The sequence below is a fragment of the Microbulbifer sp. MCCC 1A16149 genome, assembly GCF_050368945.1.
Lineage (GTDB): Bacteria > Pseudomonadota > Gammaproteobacteria > Pseudomonadales > Cellvibrionaceae > Microbulbifer.
Genome location: NZ_CP185959.1, coordinates 2474741 through 2494411, shown reverse-complemented (window position 1 = coordinate 2494411; position 19671 = coordinate 2474741). Strand labels below are relative to the sequence as shown.

Annotated in this window: 15 protein-coding genes; 10 read left to right on the top strand and 5 right to left on the bottom strand. The window is 54.5% G+C overall.

The window, feature by feature from the left end:
* Window positions 1-9 precede the first annotated feature (9 nt).
* From ACONT6_RS10580 to ACONT6_RS10570, 3 genes are all read left to right on the top strand, one after another.
* Window positions 10-1218 carry an AGE family epimerase/isomerase gene (locus ACONT6_RS10580; RefSeq protein WP_428818494.1) on the top strand — a complete coding sequence of 403 codons (1209 nt, stop codon included), beginning with the start codon at window positions 10-12 and terminating at the stop codon, window positions 1216-1218.
* The gene (locus ACONT6_RS10575) at window positions 1211-1954 is read left to right on the top strand and encodes a L,D-transpeptidase family protein (RefSeq protein ID WP_428818493.1); all 744 of its coding nucleotides are present in this window, start codon (window positions 1211-1213) and stop codon (window positions 1952-1954) included. The genes ACONT6_RS10580 and ACONT6_RS10575 overlap by 8 nt, the downstream gene beginning before the upstream one ends.
* A 134-nt stretch (window positions 1955-2088) precedes the next feature.
* Window positions 2089-3486, top strand: a complete 1398-nt coding sequence (locus tag ACONT6_RS10570) for an aminotransferase (RefSeq protein WP_428818492.1) — start codon at window positions 2089-2091, stop codon at window positions 3484-3486.
* Between the two features lie 12 nt (window positions 3487-3498).
* Here ACONT6_RS10570 and ACONT6_RS10565 read toward each other — a convergent pair whose 3' ends face one another.
* Window positions 3499-4416, bottom strand: a complete 918-nt coding sequence (locus ACONT6_RS10565; RefSeq protein WP_181252815.1) for a LysR family transcriptional regulator — start codon at window positions 4414-4416, stop codon at window positions 3499-3501.
* A 653-nt stretch (window positions 4417-5069) separates the two neighbouring features.
* Here ACONT6_RS10565 and ACONT6_RS10560 point away from each other — a divergent pair.
* The 7 genes from ACONT6_RS10560 to ACONT6_RS10530 all read left to right on the top strand — a co-directional run bounded on the left by ACONT6_RS10560 (window position 5070) and on the right by ACONT6_RS10530 (window position 14635).
* The gene (locus ACONT6_RS10560; protein WP_428818491.1) at window positions 5070-7559 is read left to right on the top strand and encodes a TonB-dependent receptor; all 2490 of its coding nucleotides are present in this window, start codon (window positions 5070-5072) and stop codon (window positions 7557-7559) included.
* Window positions 7560-7698: 139 nt separating this feature from the next.
* Complete coding sequence (locus ACONT6_RS10555) at window positions 7699-9648, top strand: glycoside hydrolase family 3 N-terminal domain-containing protein (RefSeq protein WP_428818490.1); 1950 nt, start codon at window positions 7699-7701, stop codon at window positions 9646-9648.
* A gap of 119 nt (window positions 9649-9767) precedes the next feature.
* A complete protein-coding gene (locus tag ACONT6_RS10550; RefSeq protein WP_428818489.1) occupies window positions 9768-11204 on the top strand; it encodes an amidase in 1437 nt (478 codons plus the stop codon).
* Window positions 11201-12007 carry a putative hydro-lyase gene (locus ACONT6_RS10545; protein WP_428818488.1) on the top strand — a complete coding sequence of 269 codons (807 nt, stop codon included), beginning with the start codon at window positions 11201-11203 and terminating at the stop codon, window positions 12005-12007. The genes ACONT6_RS10550 and ACONT6_RS10545 overlap by 4 nt, the downstream gene beginning before the upstream one ends.
* A gap of 14 nt (window positions 12008-12021) precedes the next feature.
* The gene (gene pxpB / locus ACONT6_RS10540) at window positions 12022-12732 is read left to right on the top strand and encodes a 5-oxoprolinase subunit PxpB (RefSeq protein WP_428818487.1); all 711 of its coding nucleotides are present in this window, start codon (window positions 12022-12024) and stop codon (window positions 12730-12732) included.
* Window positions 12656-13672 carry a biotin-dependent carboxyltransferase family protein gene (locus ACONT6_RS10535; protein ID WP_428818486.1) on the top strand — a complete coding sequence of 339 codons (1017 nt, stop codon included), beginning with the start codon at window positions 12656-12658 and terminating at the stop codon, window positions 13670-13672. The genes pxpB and ACONT6_RS10535 overlap by 77 nt, the downstream gene beginning before the upstream one ends.
* Window positions 13673-14635, top strand: coding sequence for a glutamate cyclase domain-containing protein (locus ACONT6_RS10530; RefSeq protein WP_428818485.1), 963 nt, complete (start codon window positions 13673-13675; stop codon window positions 14633-14635).
* On the opposite strand, the gene ACONT6_RS10525 is transcribed toward ACONT6_RS10530, so the two are convergent.
* The 4 genes from ACONT6_RS10525 to ACONT6_RS10510 all read right to left on the bottom strand — a co-directional run bounded on the left by ACONT6_RS10525 (window position 14605) and on the right by ACONT6_RS10510 (window position 19539).
* Window positions 14605-15588, bottom strand: a complete 984-nt coding sequence (locus ACONT6_RS10525) for an N-acetylmuramoyl-L-alanine amidase (protein ID WP_428818484.1) — start codon at window positions 15586-15588, stop codon at window positions 14605-14607. The two genes, ACONT6_RS10530 and ACONT6_RS10525, sit on opposite strands and share 31 nt — an antisense overlap.
* Entirely contained in the window at window positions 15573-16175 is a 603-nt protein-coding gene (locus ACONT6_RS10520; RefSeq protein WP_428818483.1) for an NlpC/P60 family protein, read from the bottom strand. The genes ACONT6_RS10525 and ACONT6_RS10520 overlap by 16 nt, the downstream gene beginning before the upstream one ends.
* Window positions 16172-18235: a M1 family metallopeptidase gene (locus ACONT6_RS10515; RefSeq protein WP_428818482.1), complete on the bottom strand. Its 2064-nt coding sequence runs from the start codon at window positions 18233-18235 to the stop codon at window positions 16172-16174. Before ACONT6_RS10515 ends, ACONT6_RS10520 begins: the two co-directional genes overlap by 4 nt.
* A 119-nt stretch (window positions 18236-18354) precedes the next feature.
* On the bottom strand, window positions 18355-19539 hold the full coding sequence (locus tag ACONT6_RS10510) for an MFS transporter (protein WP_428818481.1): 1185 nt from the start codon (window positions 19537-19539) through the stop codon (window positions 18355-18357).
* Between the last annotated feature and the right edge of the window lie 132 nt (window positions 19540-19671).

Here is a 19671-nt window from a genome sequence, read left to right as displayed (position 1 = left end):
GCATCACCTATGTCGGATTTCCGTAGTCCTGAATTCTTGCAGCAACACATAGACAGTATCCTCGCCTTCTACCGCCCGCATGTGCGGGATATCGAACGGGGAGGGTTCCACCAGAACTTCCTGGATGATGGCCGTGTGTTTAATCCGGGCAGCAAGCATCTGGTCAGTACGACCCGGATGATTTTCAACTACTGCAGCGCTTACCAGAACACCGCGAACGCAGCAGACAAGGTGGAGTATCGGGCACTGGCGGAAGCCGGATTGGACTACCTGATAAAGTACCACTGGGATGCAGCGCGGGGTGGTTACAACTGGGTTTTACTGGACAATCTGCCGGTGGATCAGACCAATCACTGCTACGGTCTCGCCTTTGTGATTCTGGCTCTGGCTACCTGCGTGCAAACAGGTATTGGTAATGTGCGTGCGCAGTTGTACAAAACCTGGGACTTGCTCAATGACAAGTTCTGGCAGCCCCATGTGGCGCTTTACGCCGATGAAGCCTCTGCCGACTGGAGCCGCGTTTCCGACTACCGTGGGCAGAACGCCAACATGCACTGCTGTGAAGCGCTGCTGGCGGCATATGCGGCAACGGATGATCCGGTATTCCTCGATCGCGCCTACGCCCTGGCAAAAACCGTCTCGATAACCCTGGCGGACAAAGCGGATGGGCTGATCTGGGAGCACTATACCAAGGAGCTGGAGATCGACTGGGACTACAATCGGCACGACCCCAAGAACCTGTATCGCCCGTGGGGATTTCAACCCGGTCACCAGACGGAATGGAGCAAACTCCTGTTATTACTGCACCGGGTACGTCCGGAGAGCTGGATGATAGAGCGTGCGCGTAGTTTGTTCGATCGCGCACTGGAGATCTGCTGGGACAATGAGCATGGCGGCATCCTGTATGGCCATGCGCCAGACGGGTCTATTTGTGACGACGATAAATATTTCTGGGTACAGGCCGAGTCCTTTGCCGCCGCGGCGCTGCTCGCCGAGGCCACAGGTGAGAATCTTTACTGGCAGTGGTATGACAAAATCTGGGCCTACTGCTGGGCGCATTTTGTCGATCATAAACACGGAGCCTGGTATCGCCTGCTCAACCGACGAAACCACAAATACTCCGATGAAAAAAGTATTGCCGGTGGCAAGTGCGACTACCACACACTTGGGGCTTGCTGGGAAGTCCAGCGTTTATTTCTGGGGAACAGACATGTGTAAAAAACTGGTTTTGTTGCTGCTCATCCTGACCTGCACGACGCGTGTGAATGCGCAGGTGCCAGAGAACAGTCAGCAGCTACTGGTGACTATCACCGACAATTGGGCGGCCACCACGGGAGAACTGCATGCATTTCGTCGTACGAAAGACGGCTGGCAACCGGTGCTCAAGCCGATACCCGTGAACTTGGGACGCACCGGCCTTGCCTGGGGTATCGGATTGCACCAGCAATCGGTCATGGGTGAGGGAGACCCGAAAAAGCGCGAGGGTGATGGTAAGGCGCCCGCGGGAATTTTCAGCCTGGGTGATGCGTTTGGATATCCGGACATGCTGAACACGGGGCTCGATTACCAGCCTATGCGTGCATCCCACTACTGCATCGATGTGCCGACGTCGCCACTGTATAACCAGACCGTCGACGCATTGACGGTCGGTGAGGCGGCGGTGAAGGGCTCCTCCGAAGGCATGCGCCGTGATATTCACTATGGGGATCAGCAGTACAAGAAGGGGATTTTCGTTGCGCACAATCCCGATAATGAGCCGGGGGCGGGCAGTTGTATTTTTGTTCATCTCTGGAAGGCAGCTGGCAGCCCCACCGCCGGATGCACAGCCATGGCAGAAGCGCAGATGGATGCGGTACTCGAATGGCTGCAAGCCGGGAAGCAGCCGGTGTACGTCGCCTTGCCGGCGGCCCAATATCATGCTCTGCGCGCGCGATGGGCCCTGCCAAAGCTGTAGGTCGTACACACAGTCTCAAACCATCGGTGCTGTCGATAGGTACAAACTGTTCCTTGTGGGTGCCCCGTTTACACTGAGCTCAATGTCCGCGCGTTTGCGGCGGCCATCCACAAAGGTTGAGATTGAGCAAAGCGATGAGCAGCGAGAACTGGCAGGCGGACAAGCGCCACTGGATGCACCCCTGGACCCACTTTGACTCCTTTGAGGAAGAGGGGGCCTTGATGATGGCGCGGGCCAAAGGTGCACGGCTGTGGGACGAGCAGGGCAAGTCGTACTTTGATGCGGTGGGCGGCCTCTGGTGTACCAATATCGGTCTCGGCCGGGAGGAAATGGCCGAGGCCATCGCCGAGCAGGTTCGGGAAATGGCCTACGCCAATCCATTCGTGGATATTTCCAATGCGCCCGCAGCCCAGCTGGCGAAAAAACTGGCGGAACTCGCACCCGGGGATATCAATCGGGTGTTTTACAGTTGCGGCGGTTCCACCGCGATCGACACCGCATTCCGTCTGGTGCATTTCTATCAGAACTGCCGGGGAAAGCGGCACAAGAAGCATATCCTTGCCCGCAAAGGCGGCTACCATGGCAGTACCTATGCAGCCATGTCGATTACCGGAAAGTCGGGAGACAAGATCCCGGAGTTCGATTACATCCAGGACTCAATTCATCACCTGAGTTGCCCCAACCCCTATCGCGCACCGCAAGGAATGGATGAACAGCAGTTCTGTGACTTTCTCGTGGAGGAGTTCGAGCAGAAAATCCGCGAGCTGGGCGCAGACAACATTGCCGCATTTTTTGCCGAGCCGATCCTCGGTTCCGGCGGTGTGATCGTTCCTCCGGAGGGATATAACCGTCGTATCTGGGAATTGTGCCGGGAAAACGACATCTTGTTCGTGGCAGACGAAGTGGTTACCGCCTTCGGTCGGGTGGGACACTGGTTTGCCTCCAAAGACCTTTTCGGTATCCAGCCAGACATCATCACCTGTGCCAAGGGCCTCACCTCCGGTTACCAACCCCTGGGTGCGACGTTGTTCAGCGATCGTATCTATGACGTGATCTCAACCGGCGATCCGGATCGTTACTTCGCCAGTGGATATACATATTCAGGCCACCCGGTAGCCTGTGCGGCGGCGCTGAAAAACATAGAGATCATTGAGCGGGAAAACCTGTTACAACGCGTGGTCGAGGTCGGTGCCTATTTTGAGCAGCGCTTGCATTCGCTGCGTGACCTGCCACTGGTGGGCGATGTACGCGGCAAGCGCTTTATGATGTGCGTGGAGAGCGTGGCGGACAAAGGTAGTAAACGGTTATTGCCGGATGAACTGAATATTGGCAAGTGGATATCGGACCGGGCAGAGCAGAATGGGCTGATTGTCCGGCCGATTGTGCACCTCAATGTTATGTCACCGCCACTAACGATGGGACGTGACGAAGTGGACTTTATCGTAGAGCAATTGGGCGCTGCGATTGAGCAGGCCCATCATGACCTTCGCAAGGCCGGGTTGCTATCTGGCGCGCGTCAGATGACCGCGTAGGCATCAGACTTCTCAAGCAGGCTCAACGGTCTCGGCTGACAATACACGTGAGATTTCATCGATCAGCCGCTGACCCGCCGGCCCCAATGTTTTACGCCGTGACCAGATCAGGTCGGTGCAGTAAGGGTAGGGGGTCAGCTGGAAATCTGTGTCGAGCACCCTGATTGCGCCGCTATCGATATATGGCCGAGCGATGTGCAAAGGAGTAAACGCCCAGCCCAGGCCGGCAGTCAGCATGGTCATAAACAGCGAATAACTCTCCAGATACCAGATGCGATCACTGAGGTCATTTTCCGGCATCGACGCTGAATCACTGCTTGCGCTGATGCGGAGATGCAGGTGATTGTGCAGGTCCTGGATACTTACGGCGTCCAGCGCGCTCAGAGGGTGGGTCTTACCGGCAACCATGACAAACGCGCAGTTGCCGACACCGCGGAAATCAAAGTCTTCCGGATAATCGCTTTGACTCAATACGATGCCGATATCTGCCTTGCCCTCTCGCACCTGTGCCGCCGCACTGTCACCAGAGGCATGTAGCAGCGTTACGGTGACGGTACCGAACTCCTCGTAGAAGGATTCCAGACTCTGCGTCAGTAGTTTCAGCTCGATTGCGGATTCATCGACCGCGATGGTGAGTGACTCCTCCAGCCCTGCATTGAGGCTGCGACTCTTGGCTTCGAAGCGGGAATAGGAGTTGAGCAGTGAGCGCACATCGTGCAGTAACGAGCGACCCTGCGGGGTCAGTTTCGGCTCGCGACCCGAGCGGTCAAACAGATTGAGACCGGTGTCGATCTCCAGGTTGCTGATCAATCCGGAAATGGTGGACTGCGCCTTACCCAAAGATCGCGCCGCAGCAGAAAAAGAGCCGCTGCGTGCCGCTGCCTCAAATGCTTCCAGTTGTTCCGGGGCAATAAAAAAGCGCGATTCCATATATGACCTGATAGTTTCTACTGGTTATTGTTATGTCGTGGTATAGCCGATATTGAACCCTGTGAGTGACGGTGTTTGTAACAGTCTGTCACCAGCATCCGTCCCAGAAGCCATTAGATGGCCTCCAGTTGTTCCTCATTTTTCATTTGCAGACATTACCGCGTTCCGGGCCTTGTTCAGGCAATACCTTGTATCGGTTTGGCCTATGGAATTCACTTTATCAGAGCGCATCGATGTGTAAAGCAGGGGCTGAATAGTTTTCTTATTGGTCTCTTGCTAACCAATTTCCTGGCCGAATTTAACCGGAGATCTTCGCGTTATTCGCATTAGGCCTAATCCGAATAACGATATACAGGCAGCGTTTGTGCGGTACTGACGCTATTGCTTTGTGAGTGACACAGATTTTTTCGGCGCAATCCATGCGCCACTGTGGTGCGCGATGTGCAACGGATGGCCAGATGTGAGCGCATATTGGGCAAAATGCGCTCTCTTGATGGATTTGGCGCCAATTCTATTTTAGCTCCGGCGAACTATCGTCATTGCCGATGGTTGATATTTTCCAATTCCTGCTTGCCAAAGAGATCCTGATAGCAGGGTGGATGAGTTCGCGCGCCCACGAACAGAGTCTCAATGAAAGAATAAGGATATAGGGTATGTTGCCATTCAATAAGTCACATCTAAGCCTGGTTATAGCAGCCACTGCATTTCCAATGTCCGTCGCTTTCGCGGCGGATGGCGAAAGCGAGAAGTGTGAAGGGGAGGCGCTGAAGGGAAATTTAACCGCAGCCTGTGCGGAATATGGCGAGCGTTTTGAAGAGGTTATTGTTACTGCCACAAAGCGAGAGTCCTCGGCCAAGGACATTCCGATTAATATCACCGCCGTCTCCGGGGAGGCGCTTCGCCAGCAGAACATCACTGACATTAAGCGCTTGATTCAGGAAAGTGTGGAGATCAGCGCCCCTGATAGCGGTGCACGCTTTGCCGATTCCGTAACCGTGCGGGGACTGAATGTTTCCTCATCCAGTGCCAATAACCTTGAGAGTTTTGTCAAAACAACACTCGCTTACTATATCGATGACACACCACTGCCGAAGCTCGGTTTTCGAATTAAAGATATTGCACGGGTAGAAACGCTGTTAGGTCCACAGGGAACCCTATATGGCGCTGGTAGTCTGGGTGGTACCGTGCGGTATATCACTAATGCACCCCAGCTCGAAGAGACCGATTTTCGAGTAAATACCGCGGCTTACCAAACTAACGGTGGAGGTATCAGCTCTGATACTGACGTAATGGTGAATATTCCGGTCGGTGAAACATTTGCACTACGTGCGTCTGCTGCTTATCTGGATGAAGCGGGCTTTATTGACCGTATTGCCAATCCGTATTGGCGTACCGGAGATCTCGCATACACAGCGGACCCTAATCCGAACCAGAATCTGTATAAAGATGACAATTGGCAGGAAGTGTCCACGGGTAAAGTCGCGGCACTGTGGGCGCCGAACGACCGCTTTGAGGTCAAGTTTACCCATATGCAGCAAGATCAGCTTGCTCACGGTACCCGTGGTGCTAACCGATTACCTGAAGATATAGCCGATGCTGACTCAGGCTGCGGACCCGGAGACTGTTTTTCTGATCGACCTTATGGCAGCTTTGAAACCCCTTATGCCTACAATGATCGCACCCTGATTTCTCCACATGAAGAATTTGCGGACAAGGAGTTTTACCTTGATGTACTGGATTTTAGCGTGGATCTCGGATTCGCAACGCTGGATTCAAGTACTTCCAAATTTCGCGATTCCAGTGTTGGTGAGGCGGACTATACCAGCCAGGGGTATGCCTATTATGGCTGGGCGGGCTTTGGTCCGGAAGACACAGGTATAACTGCGCATATTACCTTTGATAATACTTACTCGGGACTTAGCCATGAGACCAGGTTGGTATCCGCACCGAACGACAGTTATGAATGGATCGTGGGCATTTACGCAACCGAGCAGAAATCGAAAGTATCGTTTGTAGAGTACATTCCTACTATAGACGATGCGCTGGGTTGGAAGGCTGTCGGCCGCAATCCGGACATGGGGTATGAGGAAGATTACAGAAATACTTACACTGAAGAAGCGTTGTTCGGTGAATTTGGTTACAACGTTACCGATAAATTAATGCTTACTGCGGGCGTGCGGTACTTCAATTATGAAGACGAACGGGATGCAAATCTCACCGACTATACGCTTGCCTTGCCCGATCAGCGCTTGAATTCGAAAGGTGGCGAGGATGGCAAGACCTTCTTTAAGCTGAATGCATCTTATGATGTCTCCGACGAGTTGCTGGCGTATGCCACCTTTTCTCAAGGTTTCCGTCGCGGTGGGCGTAACAATTTTCGTGATTTCAATGGGAATATCGTTACCGGTGATTCGCTATCCTATGAACCCGATTCTATCGACAACTACGAAGTTGGTTTAAAAGGCTATTTCTTTGATCAGAAACTGTACCTGCAAACCAATATCTACCAAATCCAATGGAACGATCCGCAGACATTCCGCTCGCAGGCGGTTGAATATGGATTCCCGATCAACGGAACCGAGAACGGACCAGACGCTGAGACGCAAGGCTGGGAGCTATCCTCACGTTTCAATATAAATGATAACTGGGCACTCACTTACTCCACAGCAACTACAGAAGGTCGGTTTACCGATACCCTGACACACTGCCTGTATGAGGGCGGAAGTGAGCCCAGCGATAGTGGCTGTCGTACATGGACCAACGGTGATCTTCTCGGTGGTGCGCCGAAGTGGAAGCACAATTTCGGGGTAAGTTTCAATGGTGATCTGGGCGGTTATCCGGTGTGGGCCTCTTTGCGCGGACGCTATGTCGGCGCAACCAACACCGACCGTGAAGATACTGTTTACGAAACCCAGGATACCGGCACCGTGACTTATGTAGTGGTGCCGTGGCAGCGTCCATCCTACACCCTGTTCCATATGAATGCCGGAATGCGGTTTAACAACCTTTCAGCTGGGCTGTGGGTAGACAACTTGTTTAACGATGACCCGATTGTATCCAGCCAAAGAGCGGGTGTGCTCGGCCGTCGTATCTTCAACGCGACACCGCGCACGATTGGCATGAGCCTATCTTACGAACTCTAACTTGGTCGTCATCTTGTGAACTATTGGGGGCGTTTTCGCCCCCTTTTTTCTTTTTGCAAACTTCCTGTTGCACAGCGGCGCTAAATGTGAAGAATAAAATATTCCATGCATCACTCAATTTTGAAATTGGTTATTTATTATGCGGGTTGAAAGCGTTCTGTCCAAGGCTGTGAAATTCTGCTCGGTGATGGTTATCGCGGCGGGTATTGGCGGGTGCGGCGAGTCACATCCGGGGGCGTCAGCTGATACGGGCAAAGCGTTGGACCTGCCGCAGAAGGTCGCGCAAAAGCTGATGCTGGATATCCGGTACTTCTGCCCAGATAGGCAGCGGCCCGCGGCGGGTAAGGCCGGTAATCGCCAGTGCAACAATCCGGTTACAGAACTTCCGCTGGAGCTGGCCAGCATGATTCGGGATACCGACCTCGGTGGCATTATCCTGTTCGCCGATAACCTCGAAAACAGCGCGCAAATCGTAAGGCTGAATAGGGCCCTACAGCAGGCTGCCGCGGAGTCACGCAGTGGCCTGCCCCTGTTGATCGGTATTGATCAGGAAGGTGGGCGAGTAAACCGCTTGCCGCGCGATGAGGCCGCGGCTTTTGCCGGCAATATGGCCATTGGTGCGACCTATGCCCGCGAAGGCGACCGGTTTGCCAGCGCCACGGCAGTCGTGATGGCAGATCAGCTCCGCGCGCTGGGTTTCAATGTAAATTTTGCCCCCACGCTGGATGTAAACAGCAACCCGGACAACCCGGTCATCAATGTGCGCTCCTACAGTGAGAAGCCACAAGTAGTGGCGGATCTCGGGTCGGCGAGCGTTGCCGCATTTCAGCGGCGGGGTGTGGCCGCAACCGTAAAGCACTTTCCGGGTCACGGGGATACCAGTGTCGACAGCCATACGGGGCTGCCGAGGGTTGAGCGCTCCCTGGAGCAGGCTCGCGCAGTCGACCTCTTGCCGTTTCAGCAGGTCATTCTGAACGCGCAGCCGGCGCTGACAATGACAGCGCATATTCAATATCCGGCGCTGGACACCACGACGCTGACCTCCCGCTCTGGTGAGCAAATGCTTGCCCCCGCGACACTGTCTCGCAAGATCCTTTCCGGCATCCTGCGTGAAGAGATGGGTTACCAGGGAGTGATTGTGACCGACTCCCTCAATATGGCCGGGATCAGCGACTACTTTACGCCGGAAGAGGCGGTGGTAAATACCTTCGCTGCCGGGGCGGATATCGCACTGATGCCCATCAAAATTCGCTACCCGGAGGACCTGGTGCAGCTGGATCGGCTGATTGGTCGGGTAGTTTCTGCCGTGGAGGCCGGCGAGCTGTCACTGGATGAGCTGGATGTTTCTTTGGCTCGGGTGCAACGCTTGAAGCAGACCTATATCGATAACCAATGGGTCCGGCTTGAAGAGGGTGAGGCCGTCGATAGTGCGGCAGCGGTATTGGCCACGGATGAGCATCGCGTATTGGCCGATAATCTCGCGAGCGCAGCGCTGACCCATATTTTTACGCCGCGAGCGTCTGCACTACCCGTGATTGACGGGAAGACTCAGCAGGTACAAGTGCTTGCCCCCAATCGTGCTATTGGCGAAGCGTTCAGTATCGCGCTGGCGCAGGTAAGTGATGCGAAAGTATCGGTACTGTCGCCTCTGCGGGCGGCAGATGAGGTTTCTCAGTCCGATGCGGACATATTGATCGTGGCGAGCATTGTGCCGGGGGAAAGCGCCGTGGAGCTCGGAGGAATGGAGGACCTGCCAACGCTACAGGAGCGTATTGTGGACCAGGAAGCGCTCTACGAAATCTATCGTCAATCACTGAGCGCCGCCAGTGCGCGCGGGGCGAAGACCGTATTTATCAGCATGCGCTCCCCTTATGAAGCAGCACGCTTCAAGGCACTTGCAGATGTACACCTGGCAAGTTTTGACTACAAGGCATTTATCGGGCCCGATCGGACTCTGGAGGGGCCGATTTATCGCGCCCTGGCCAACGCGCTGGTCAGCTCGGAACCGGCTTCGGGCCAAATGCCAGTGACGGTTTCCGTATCCGACGCACTCCACGCGAGCAATGCTTCCGCGAGTGACGAGAGTTGACGGTGGTGAGGCAACGCCCACTCCTATCGGTTCTACCTTTGGTTAGTCATTTAGTTGTATCGCTATAGATCTTCACACTTACGGGTATCGAAGTTAGAAAAAACAGGTGCGCCATGGAAATGGATTTGTGTTACCTAGATGCCTGTGAGGTACTGCAGCGCTATAAAAAACGGGAAGTTTCCCCGGTTGACGTACTGCAGGCACAAATCGAGCGTTTTGAACAAATCGGTGGCGAGATCAACCCGTTTACCCAGTGCCGGTTTGAGCGTGCTCAGCAACAGGCGCGCCTTGCCGAACAGGCGTATATGCGCAATGAGGCGCGGCCACTGGAAGGTGTCATCACCGCGATCAAGGACGAAACCTATGTCCGCGGTGAGGTGACCACCAATGGTTCGCGTTTGCTGCAAAATAATGTGGCGGATGTAACGGACCCGGTGCCTGAAAGACTGATGGCAGCCGGCTCCATTTTTCACGCGCGTACCGCCACTCCGGAATTTTCCGTTGCCTCCTACACCTGGTCAGACCTGTGGGGGGTTACCCGCAATCCCTGGAATACCGACATTACCCCTGGCGGATCTTCCGGCGGCGCTGCCGCGGCCATGGCCGCAGGTTTGAGCACCATCGCCAACGGCACCGATATGGGCGGTTCGGTACGCATCCCGGCTTCCCAGTGTGGCTTGGTCGGTTTGAAAGCCTCCCATGGGCGTATCCCTGAGATTCCTCCCTACAATGTCGACCCCTATGTGCATCACGGCATGTTGACCCGCAGTGTGCGGGATATGGTGCTGTTGTATAACCTGATTTCCGGCCCGCACCCGGTTGACCTGATGTCGCAGATGGCAAAGGAACCGGTGGCATCGCAGCCGCTGGATCTACGCGGAGTGAAGGTGGGGTTGTCACTGGATCTCGGATTCTTTCCGCTGGATGACGATGTGCGCCGGAATACGCTGTCCTACGCGGAAACACTTCGTGCATCAGGGGCGGAAGTAGAGATGGTCTCACTCGACTGGGATGCCCGATGTATCCGTACTGCGCAGATTCATCAGGGCGCGCAGATGGGGCATATGCTGCGCAAGAAATACGATCACGCCGAGTGTCGCGCACAGCTGACCAGTTACGTAAAACATTATTTCTCACTTTCCGCCGCCGCATCACCGCAGCGAATACTGGAAGCCAATGAATATGCTCAGCATATGTGGCAGTCGCTTGAGCAGGTCTTTCGAGACTACGATTTTCTGTTGTGTCCCACGGTCTGTAGTACCCGTGTCCCTGCAGATTTTGATTACAGTAGGGATTCGATGGAAGTGGGTGGTGTAGAGGTGGACCCGGTGAAAGGGTGGTTTATGACCTACCCATTCAACACCCTAAGTCGTTGCCCGGTCCTCTCGCTTCCCAGTGGTTTCGCCGATAACGGGGTTCCCACCGGGGTACAGCTGGTCGGGCATCCCTATGCCGATGGCCGCTTGTTGCAGTTTGCTCTTGGTATTGAAGCTGTTACCGGCCCGTTTATTCATGCGGACAACCGGCCGATGAACTTACAGGTATTAAATTCATGATCAAACAGTGCGCGAGTGTGATTCGGGCGGAAATCCGCGCAGGCCGATTTTGTGGGCCCACTTCCGGTTTGGCAGCGGGCTATGTGCAGGCAAACATCGCCATGGTACCGCTGCAATATGCAGATGCGTTTGCAGATTTTTGCAAGCGCAACACTCGTGCTTGCGCTCTGCTGCATCGCGCCGAGCCGGGACAATATTTATTGCCTACCCTGGGGGAAGATATCGATATTCGTACTGATGTTCCCCGCTATCTGGTACATCGCGCTGATCAGGAGCCTCAGGAAGCCACCGATATTCGGGATATCTGGCGAGAGGACCTGGTCACCTTTGCACTGGGCTGTTCGTTTTCTTTTGAAGAGGCGCTGATTGGCGGTGGCCTTGAAGTGCGCAATATTAGCGAAGGTGCCAACGTGCCAATGTATCGCACAGATATTCCCTGCGAGCCGGCAGGCCCCTTTCACGGAAATCTGGTCGTGAGCATGCGGCCATTTCCCGGTGAAGGGGTAGAGCGCGCCTGTGAAATTTCCGGGCGATACCCACTGGTTCACGGCGCACCGGTTTATGCAGGTGACCCCCAGGCGTTGGGAATTGCAGATATTAACGCGCCCGAATTTGGTGACGCCGTGACCATCCACTCCGAGGAAGTTCCTGCATTCTGGGCCTGTGGAGTAACCGCCATTGAAGCGTTGCGTAATGCCCGGCTGGACTTCTGTATTACCCATGCTCCAGGCCACATGCTGATTACCGACCGGCTGAATGCTTCGCTGGAGGCGGTGACTGATATCGGTGTGTTGGGCTGGTAGTTAGCGGAGGCATCATGGTTCGGTTAGAGGATGCCGGTGACAACGCTATTACTGTGTATCTGGCGGAGCAGCCCGGAGAACTCGCACTCGCACGAGTACTCAGGTTTAGTACACAAGCGCGGCGAGAAATTGGTCACCTACTGCAAGATCTGGTTCCCTCCTATTGTAGCGTTACATTGTATTACGATTTACTGCGCAGTGATTTTTACACCGTGTGCAGCAACATCCGGCGTATTGTCGACAAACTCGATGATGAATTGTCTTTATTGTCACAATCATCAGCGCAACAAAGTGATTTAGTTGTGTTACCGGTGTACTACGGAGAAGAAGTGGCGCCGGATCTTCCACGGGTCGCTCGGCAAACCGGGCTGACAGAAGAGCAGGTCGTTGCCGCGCACAGTACCCAAACCTATCGGGTGCACGCGCTGGGTTTTCGTCCCGGGTTTGCGTTTTTGGCAGAGACACCAGAGGCCCTGCGCGTCCCCCGTATGGAGACCCCGCGTACCAGAGTGCCAGCAGGTTCAGTAGCTATCGCCGGCATGCAAGCCGCCGTCTACCCCTCTGCCAGCCCTGGGGGGTGGAACCTTATTGGCCGTTGTCCCAAAGCATTATTTTCTTGCAGGCATGGCAAACCCGATGTGTTGCTTAATGTCGGTGATCTTGTCCGGTTCCAGCCAGTATCGCGGCACGCGTTTCTGGATGAGGGGGGGTGTCTGGATGAGTAGATATGCTGCACAAATCCTGGAGGCAGGGCCGCTTGCCTTGCTTCAGGATAAAGGGCGCTTTGGTGCCCAGCACCTGGGTATCAGTGTCAGCGGTGTCGCTGACAGACATGCGGCAGGCTGGGCTAACCGCCTTTTGAGTAATCCCGACAGCGCGCCACTGGTTGAAATCTGTCTTGGGAAGTTTCGATTGCGTTTTGCCGATGTTTGCCACTTTGCGGTGACCGGGGCAGACATGCATTGGAAGTTGAATGATCGGCCTTTAAACAGCTGGTGCACTTACCGCGCTTCAGCCGGGGATGTGCTATCGGCAGCATATGCGACCAGTGGACTGCGCGGATATCTGGCAATGCGCGGTGGTATTGTAGCGCCCATGATATGTGGTAGCTGTGCAACCAGTATCGGCGACGGACTTGGAGGCCTGCACGGTGATGGTTTGCGGCTTCAGGCCGGTGATCGGCTCCAGGTATCAACAGTGGATGCCGACTGGGTTCCGGACCGTTGGGTACCGCCCAAGTTTCGACGTACCTATAAAGGCCCTATCGAGCTACGTGTCGTTCCCTCTAACCAGTTTGCACAATTCTCTGCACAAAGCCGCCACCAGTTTTTTGATTCCTCATTTGAAGTGGCTGCCGAATCCGATCGAATGGGCGTGCGGCTCAAGGGTACTTCATTGCCAGATGCGCCGGGAAGCATGATTTCCGAGGCGGTTGGTGCTGGTGCCATCCAGGTTCCCGCGAATGGCCTGCCAATTGTCCTGATGCCCGATTGCCAGACCATCGGGGGCTATCCGAAACTCGGTCATGTGTACCGTGCGGATCTGGATCGGCTAGCTCAGGCACGCCCCGGAACAAGCGTGCAGTTTTCCCTGGGAGACCGCGCCGAGGCGCAGCGGGAATGGTTGTTTCAAACTCAGTTTTTTTCAGCACAGGAGTGCGCATAAATGGCAAGTTATTCCCTGAATATCTTTCGACGTCCCGATACCGTGCACTTGGCAGCTCAAATCGAGGGTTTGTTGGTGGCCGGAAATCTCCGGGGTATGGAAACTGTGCGCAATAGCGGTTATCGCGATTACTTGCTACCCGCGGTTCAAACACTGTTGCAGCATCGACAGCGTGTGGCGATCGTTAGCGGTTTTCCCGTCAGCGGGCACTACGAGACAGACGGCCCGGCTGGTGCTATCGCGCTAGCACGAGGTCTCCGCGCATTGGGCTCTGAAGTATCATTACTGGGTATGCGGGAATATGCAGAGTTACTGACAGAGGCACTACCAAATGCGGTTCCGGAAGGAAAAGAGATCGCGAAGTCCGTGTTTCCAGTTGACCGAGAAAGCTTTGAAGAAAGGGTAGACCAATTTCTGAACTGGTTTTCCCCTACATTGATCGTATTTATTGAGGTACCTGGCGCAGCAGTTGACGGTCACTACCGGAATATGCGTTTTGAACTCATCGATGATGGTGTGCTTCCCTGGGAGCTAATGCTTTCAAAGGCAGATTGCCCGACACTGGCGATCGCAGATGGCGGTAATGAGCTGGGAATGGGGCAGGTGCGCAAGCAATTGCAGGACCTTCCTGTGTCGTGCGCCACCGCTACCACAGATGAGCTTGTAATTGCAGATGTTTCTAACTGGGGTGCGTACGGTTTACTTGCACTCGCATCAGCCTGTATTCGACGTCCGCTTCTTGACGGCTTTGTATTATCCGAGTGTCTTGAGGCACTGGTCGATGTGGGTATGGTGGATGGAGTGACTGGTTGCGCGATTGCGACGGAAGACGGACTACCCCTGTTCCGCAGCCAGTCACTCTTTGAGGGTGTGCTGGCGTTGACCTCCTCCGTGATTGCGCAGGGAGGAGGTTCGGTAGTACCTGCGAGCCCTCAGGAATCCTTGGCAGCCAGCACCGCCTGATTGATATCGGGGTAACCACTGAGTTTTTGTGGAAAATATTTTTCCAAAAGGGCGAGCAAGATTGCCCGACTGTGATTGTCTACCTCGCCATCCACTTTCCAGGGACGGAAGTGGTACTGGAAGGCGCGGGTATACAGCGTGATTTCCTCATCAGTCGCTGTTTCCGGGTCGATACCGTAACCATAGTCGCTGAGCCACTGGGCAAATCGCAAGCGAACACTTTCCCGATCACTGGTGGTGTTGCCATTCAGATAGTCCAGGTGACGCGTTACTGTTTCATCATCAAACCATGCACCAATACCCGCTTCGGCCAGCTGTTGCCAGGGAAATTTGGGACCAGGATCAATTTTCCACTGCGGGATAATGTCTCCGTGGCCGATCACTCGGGTAGGAGAAATATCCGGGTAGCGTGCCAGAATATCCTTCGAGAGCGCAATCACCAGCTCCATCTGTTTGGGATCGAAGTCCGGGAAGAAACATACGGCCTCTGTCTCAGCTCCCGGCGTCGATTCCGCGGGTGGGTGACAGTGACTTTTGTTGACTATCTCAATTCCAATGGAGTGGTCGTTCAACTGGCTGCGGTCTTCCCAGATACTCGGGCCCGCATGCCAGGCCCGGCGCGTCTCATCCACTAGCTGGTAAACCCTCAGGTCCTCATGCGGGTAGCTGGGATCGTCGCTTTCCGGCACCAGGTAGTGCGAACTTACCGGTGAGGAACTGGGTTGAGTGAGTACCCGCAACGAGGTATCGAAGTCGATTGCGGTGAAATGCATTACCAGAAATCGAACGCGCTCACTCGCATTTTTCGACTCAACGACTTCAATTTTGTAGGCATCGCTCTCGTGATTGAGGCCGGCACTTGTGCTGCTACAGCCTAGATTCAGCACCGCCATGGTTACTGCTGAGGTGAGCAGGGCGGCGCGCCCCAGTGTATGTATTATTGTGCTTGACATAGTGAATCCTTCAGTCGAATACCTGAGTCAAAATCCTCAGAAGGGATGGTGTTGATCTTTACGAGTCCGTCGTTGGAGGTCATGCGGTGGATATAGCGCCCATCTCCCAGGGCGATACCCACATGGGTCAGCACACCCTCGGCCCAATCACCATAGGTATTTTTAAGGAAAACGAGGTCACCAGGTTGCAGTGCATCGATTGTCGCAATTTTCTGGCCGAACTCGTCGGCAGCCAATGAATCTACGTGTTCCGGCAGCAGCTCGTCGTCGGCACCAAGTAGATGCTTGTCCCATGGGTTGCGTGTTTCCAGTGTGGCAAAGTGCGGGCCGCAGGCTGCGACGAGTATTTCCCGTGTCCAGTTCATGCATTGTTCCGCCGTGCCAACCCGATATTCCCGGTTTTCCCAGGGCAGGGCCTCAGCAACGAGCCTTTCGCCCATGGCGACCGGGGAGGCGGCTGGTGTTTCGATGACGGCCGTCGGAGAGGTTTCTACTGAATAGTAGTGCCCCTCGGGTTGCGAAGATTCACTACAGCCTGCGAGGGATAAAAAAGTCGAGATGAAAAGTGAAAGAGACTTACTTTTCATGGCGATTGAACCTCCACACAATTATTGTTTCTGTTGGTATCGGGTGTCAGCCACAGCGGATCGGAACACACGCCGGTAAGTGTTTTAACCAGTTGAAGCTGAAGGGCCAGTTGTTCCCGTGCACGCATCCAGGCCTGCGCTGGCACGGTGATTGTGTGCTGGCTACCGTCGCTGAAGATCAACTGCAAGGGGACCGGTAGCAGACCTTCCCCGTGGTTGGTGATCTCGAGGGTATACCAGTGTTTCGTCCCGCTTTCATTGTGCTCATTAGCCGCTGAAACCGGAGTTATTTCTGGGAGTGGATCAGCCAGGCCTTCGGTGTAGGCATCGGCAAGGTGAGGGGATTTATCCACGACAAATTGGCGAATTTTGCCAACTGTATGCGCCAATGCACTGGGCTCAATGGATTCCGCTGGCGTTATTGGCAGGTTTTGGTCATCAATTCGGATACCTGCTACAGCCAGATCAATAGAATGGCTCTGGTAAAACCAGCTGTGCCAGAACCAGCTCAAGTCTGTACCCGCAGTCGTTTCCATTGCGCGGAAGAAGTCTCCTGGCATGGGTCGCTTTCCCTGCCAGTTACGCGCAAAATTTGCCAGGGCCAGGTCAAACACGTGTTCACCCAACACAAGATGTCGCAGTGTATTGAGCATGCTGGCGGTCTTGTTATACGCGTTGTCAATTTTCCGATGCAATGAGTCCGCACTGCTCATGATGGGTTGGCTGGATGCGCTATCGGTGTAGCCGGCAATAGTGCGAGGCTCGCCATAAATCACATCGAAATTGGCTTCCCAGCTATGTTCTGCGCGGTACTCAATAAAACTCACCAGGCCCTCATCCAGCCATGCCCATTCCCGCTCGTCGGTATTGACGCGCATGGGCAGATAGTTGTGCCCCACTTCGTGAATGACCGTACCAATAAAGTCGTATTTGGTGGAGCGGTTCCAGGCTGGCTGCTCCGCAGTAGGTAACGGGCGTTCAGGGCGAGTGGCAATGGTGGCGAGCCCCGGGTACTCCATACCAAAACCCGCAGCGTTAACAATGCTGATGCTATCTGCTTCCAAAGGGAAGAGTGCGGTATCGAATACGGTTAAGGTATGTTGGATGGCCGCCAAGCCAAACCTCTCCCAAAGTGGTGCTGCTTCGCGGGGGTAAAACTGTTGCAGTTTGCGCCCACGATTATCCATCTGTATTTGCCACATAAATGCCGGAGACGCGCTGAACGCAAAGTCACGGAGATCTTCACCAGCAAATTTCCAGGCGATGCTTTCCCCCGTAGAGGTCGCGCGCTGATCTCGTGCCTGTATTTCGTCGACCATATGAGCGGGTGTCGTTGATGGTGCCTGCCAGTGGGCAAGCTGGTCGGGGCTCAAGACTTCTGCGGCGTTCTGCAGAGCACCACTCGCCGCCACGACATAGTTGGCGGGAACTGTCAGTGATATCCGATAGTCTCCAAACTCAGTGGAAAATTCCCCTTGTTGAAGAAAGGGTTTGAGTTGCCAACCTGCATAATCTGTGTAGGCGATCGCCCGGGGAAACCACTGCGCAGCCACGAATATGGGGACGCCATCGTCGAGCACCTCAAATCCACTGCGTGCTCCTGTAGCGACCTTATCCGTGAGGGGCAATGTCCATTGGATTTGAATCGACTGACGTGCGCCGGATGCGAGCGTTTTTGGTAGCTGGACCTGTAAATTCGTATCGCGAATCTCCCACTGCAGCGCCTTGCCCGCTCCATCGCTCACTGAGCGGATTATAAAACCTGCCGCTTCAGAGCGGGCCTGGGCACGTGAACGGCTTGCTTCACTTGCAATGGCTTGCAGGTTGTAGGAAGCGGCTGACCCCGGCTTGAGCGCATTGTGATCCAGTGCAAAGAACAGAAACTGGAGTCGATCTGGTGAGTTGTTGTGATAAATCACTTCGGCACGGCCATTGATCCGCTTGAGTGCGGGATCAAGCTCCGCCCAAATCGTGTAATCCACCTTCTGCTGCCAGTAATTCTCTGCAGGGAGCCCGTTGGCAGTTCGGTACTGCCCGAGGTTGAGGTCTTCTTGCGTCAATCGGCTGAATGGATCCAGCGCTGATCCTGCGTGTGCATATTCCACATGCGAAGCAAGCACTAGCAGAAAGCAAGTACCTAGCCACCTTTTCAGGGAACAGTTGACTATGGCCCGGTGCTTCATACCGGCGCCGCCATTACTGATGCGGTATCGGTCGGGTTGCGCCGCTCGGTAGTGAGCGCGATTACCAGCGTTACGGCCATGCAGCCAATGCCCAAGTACAGCACTGAGGAAAAACCGCCAACAGTGATAAGCGCTGCGGCCAGAGGAGGGCCGACAATTTCACCAACTTTGAAAGCACTGGCGCACAGCACGATGAAACGACCGGTGTCGTCCACACGATTGAACTGATCCATCAGCAGCGGCAGCGAGAAGCTCCAGAAAAACTGGAATACGATGGAAGTAATGGCATACAGCCAGTAGGCATTCAGGCTGTATTCGCCAATCAGTACCGCCATGGTGATCATCTGCGCTGTCATGGCGATGATCAGTGTGATCACACGGCTGAGATACTGGCTTAGCCACGGAGTGGCTAGCGAACCGAGTCCACTGATCGCAAAGCCAATACCCAGGAGATCTCCAACCTCTGCGCTCCCCAGCGCGAGGTTTACACCAATCCGCTCCAGATAAGCCCAGACCGCAGATACACCGCAGTAGTAAATTACCGTCGTGGCGAACACAAGCAGGGCGCGAGCCGTCAGCAATGTCGAAACTATGCTACTACCCGTATCTCGGGATTTTTCAGAGCGCGGGAAAGCAATCAAGCATAGTGCGATCGTAATGACTAGCCACCCATTCAGATAGTGGAAAAATCCACTGAAATCTGTCTCCCCCATGATACGCGGTACCGCGAAGAAACCGATGGTGCCGAAAACAACCTGAGCGGTAACCATCAGACCAAAGGCGAGTTGCGGATTTCGCTGGTCACCGAGCCCCGCAAGGGCAATAGCGTAAGCCGAGCCACAGCCGAGCCCGGCAAAGATACGAATTGCCATCAGCGGGATAAATTGTTGCGTTCCGAGGCTGGCGAGGTTGGCGAGACAAAAAAGGACGAGGCCGAGTAGTACCACGGGTTTCCAGGGCAATTTACGTACCCAGAATATTGCGGATGCGGAACTCAGGAATATGCCGATGACATCTGCGGAGGCCAGCCAGCCAATTTGTTGCCCGCTAAATATTTCCTGATCGGTCAGTGCACCTACCCACAGAGGCAGTAGCGTCAGGATGGATGCGCCCATCATGGCGACAAATAGCAAGCTTGCCATATAGGGCAGATGACTGCGGAGCGGATTTATGGAATTCATACCGGATATTTATTGGTTATTGGCTTTCGGACGAGTAGATGCTGTCTGATCCGCAATGTTATGTATTTTGAAGCGTTTGGCGAATCACCCTCGATCGGTTTGAGCGATAGGTGAATCAGCAGCTATGAGGCG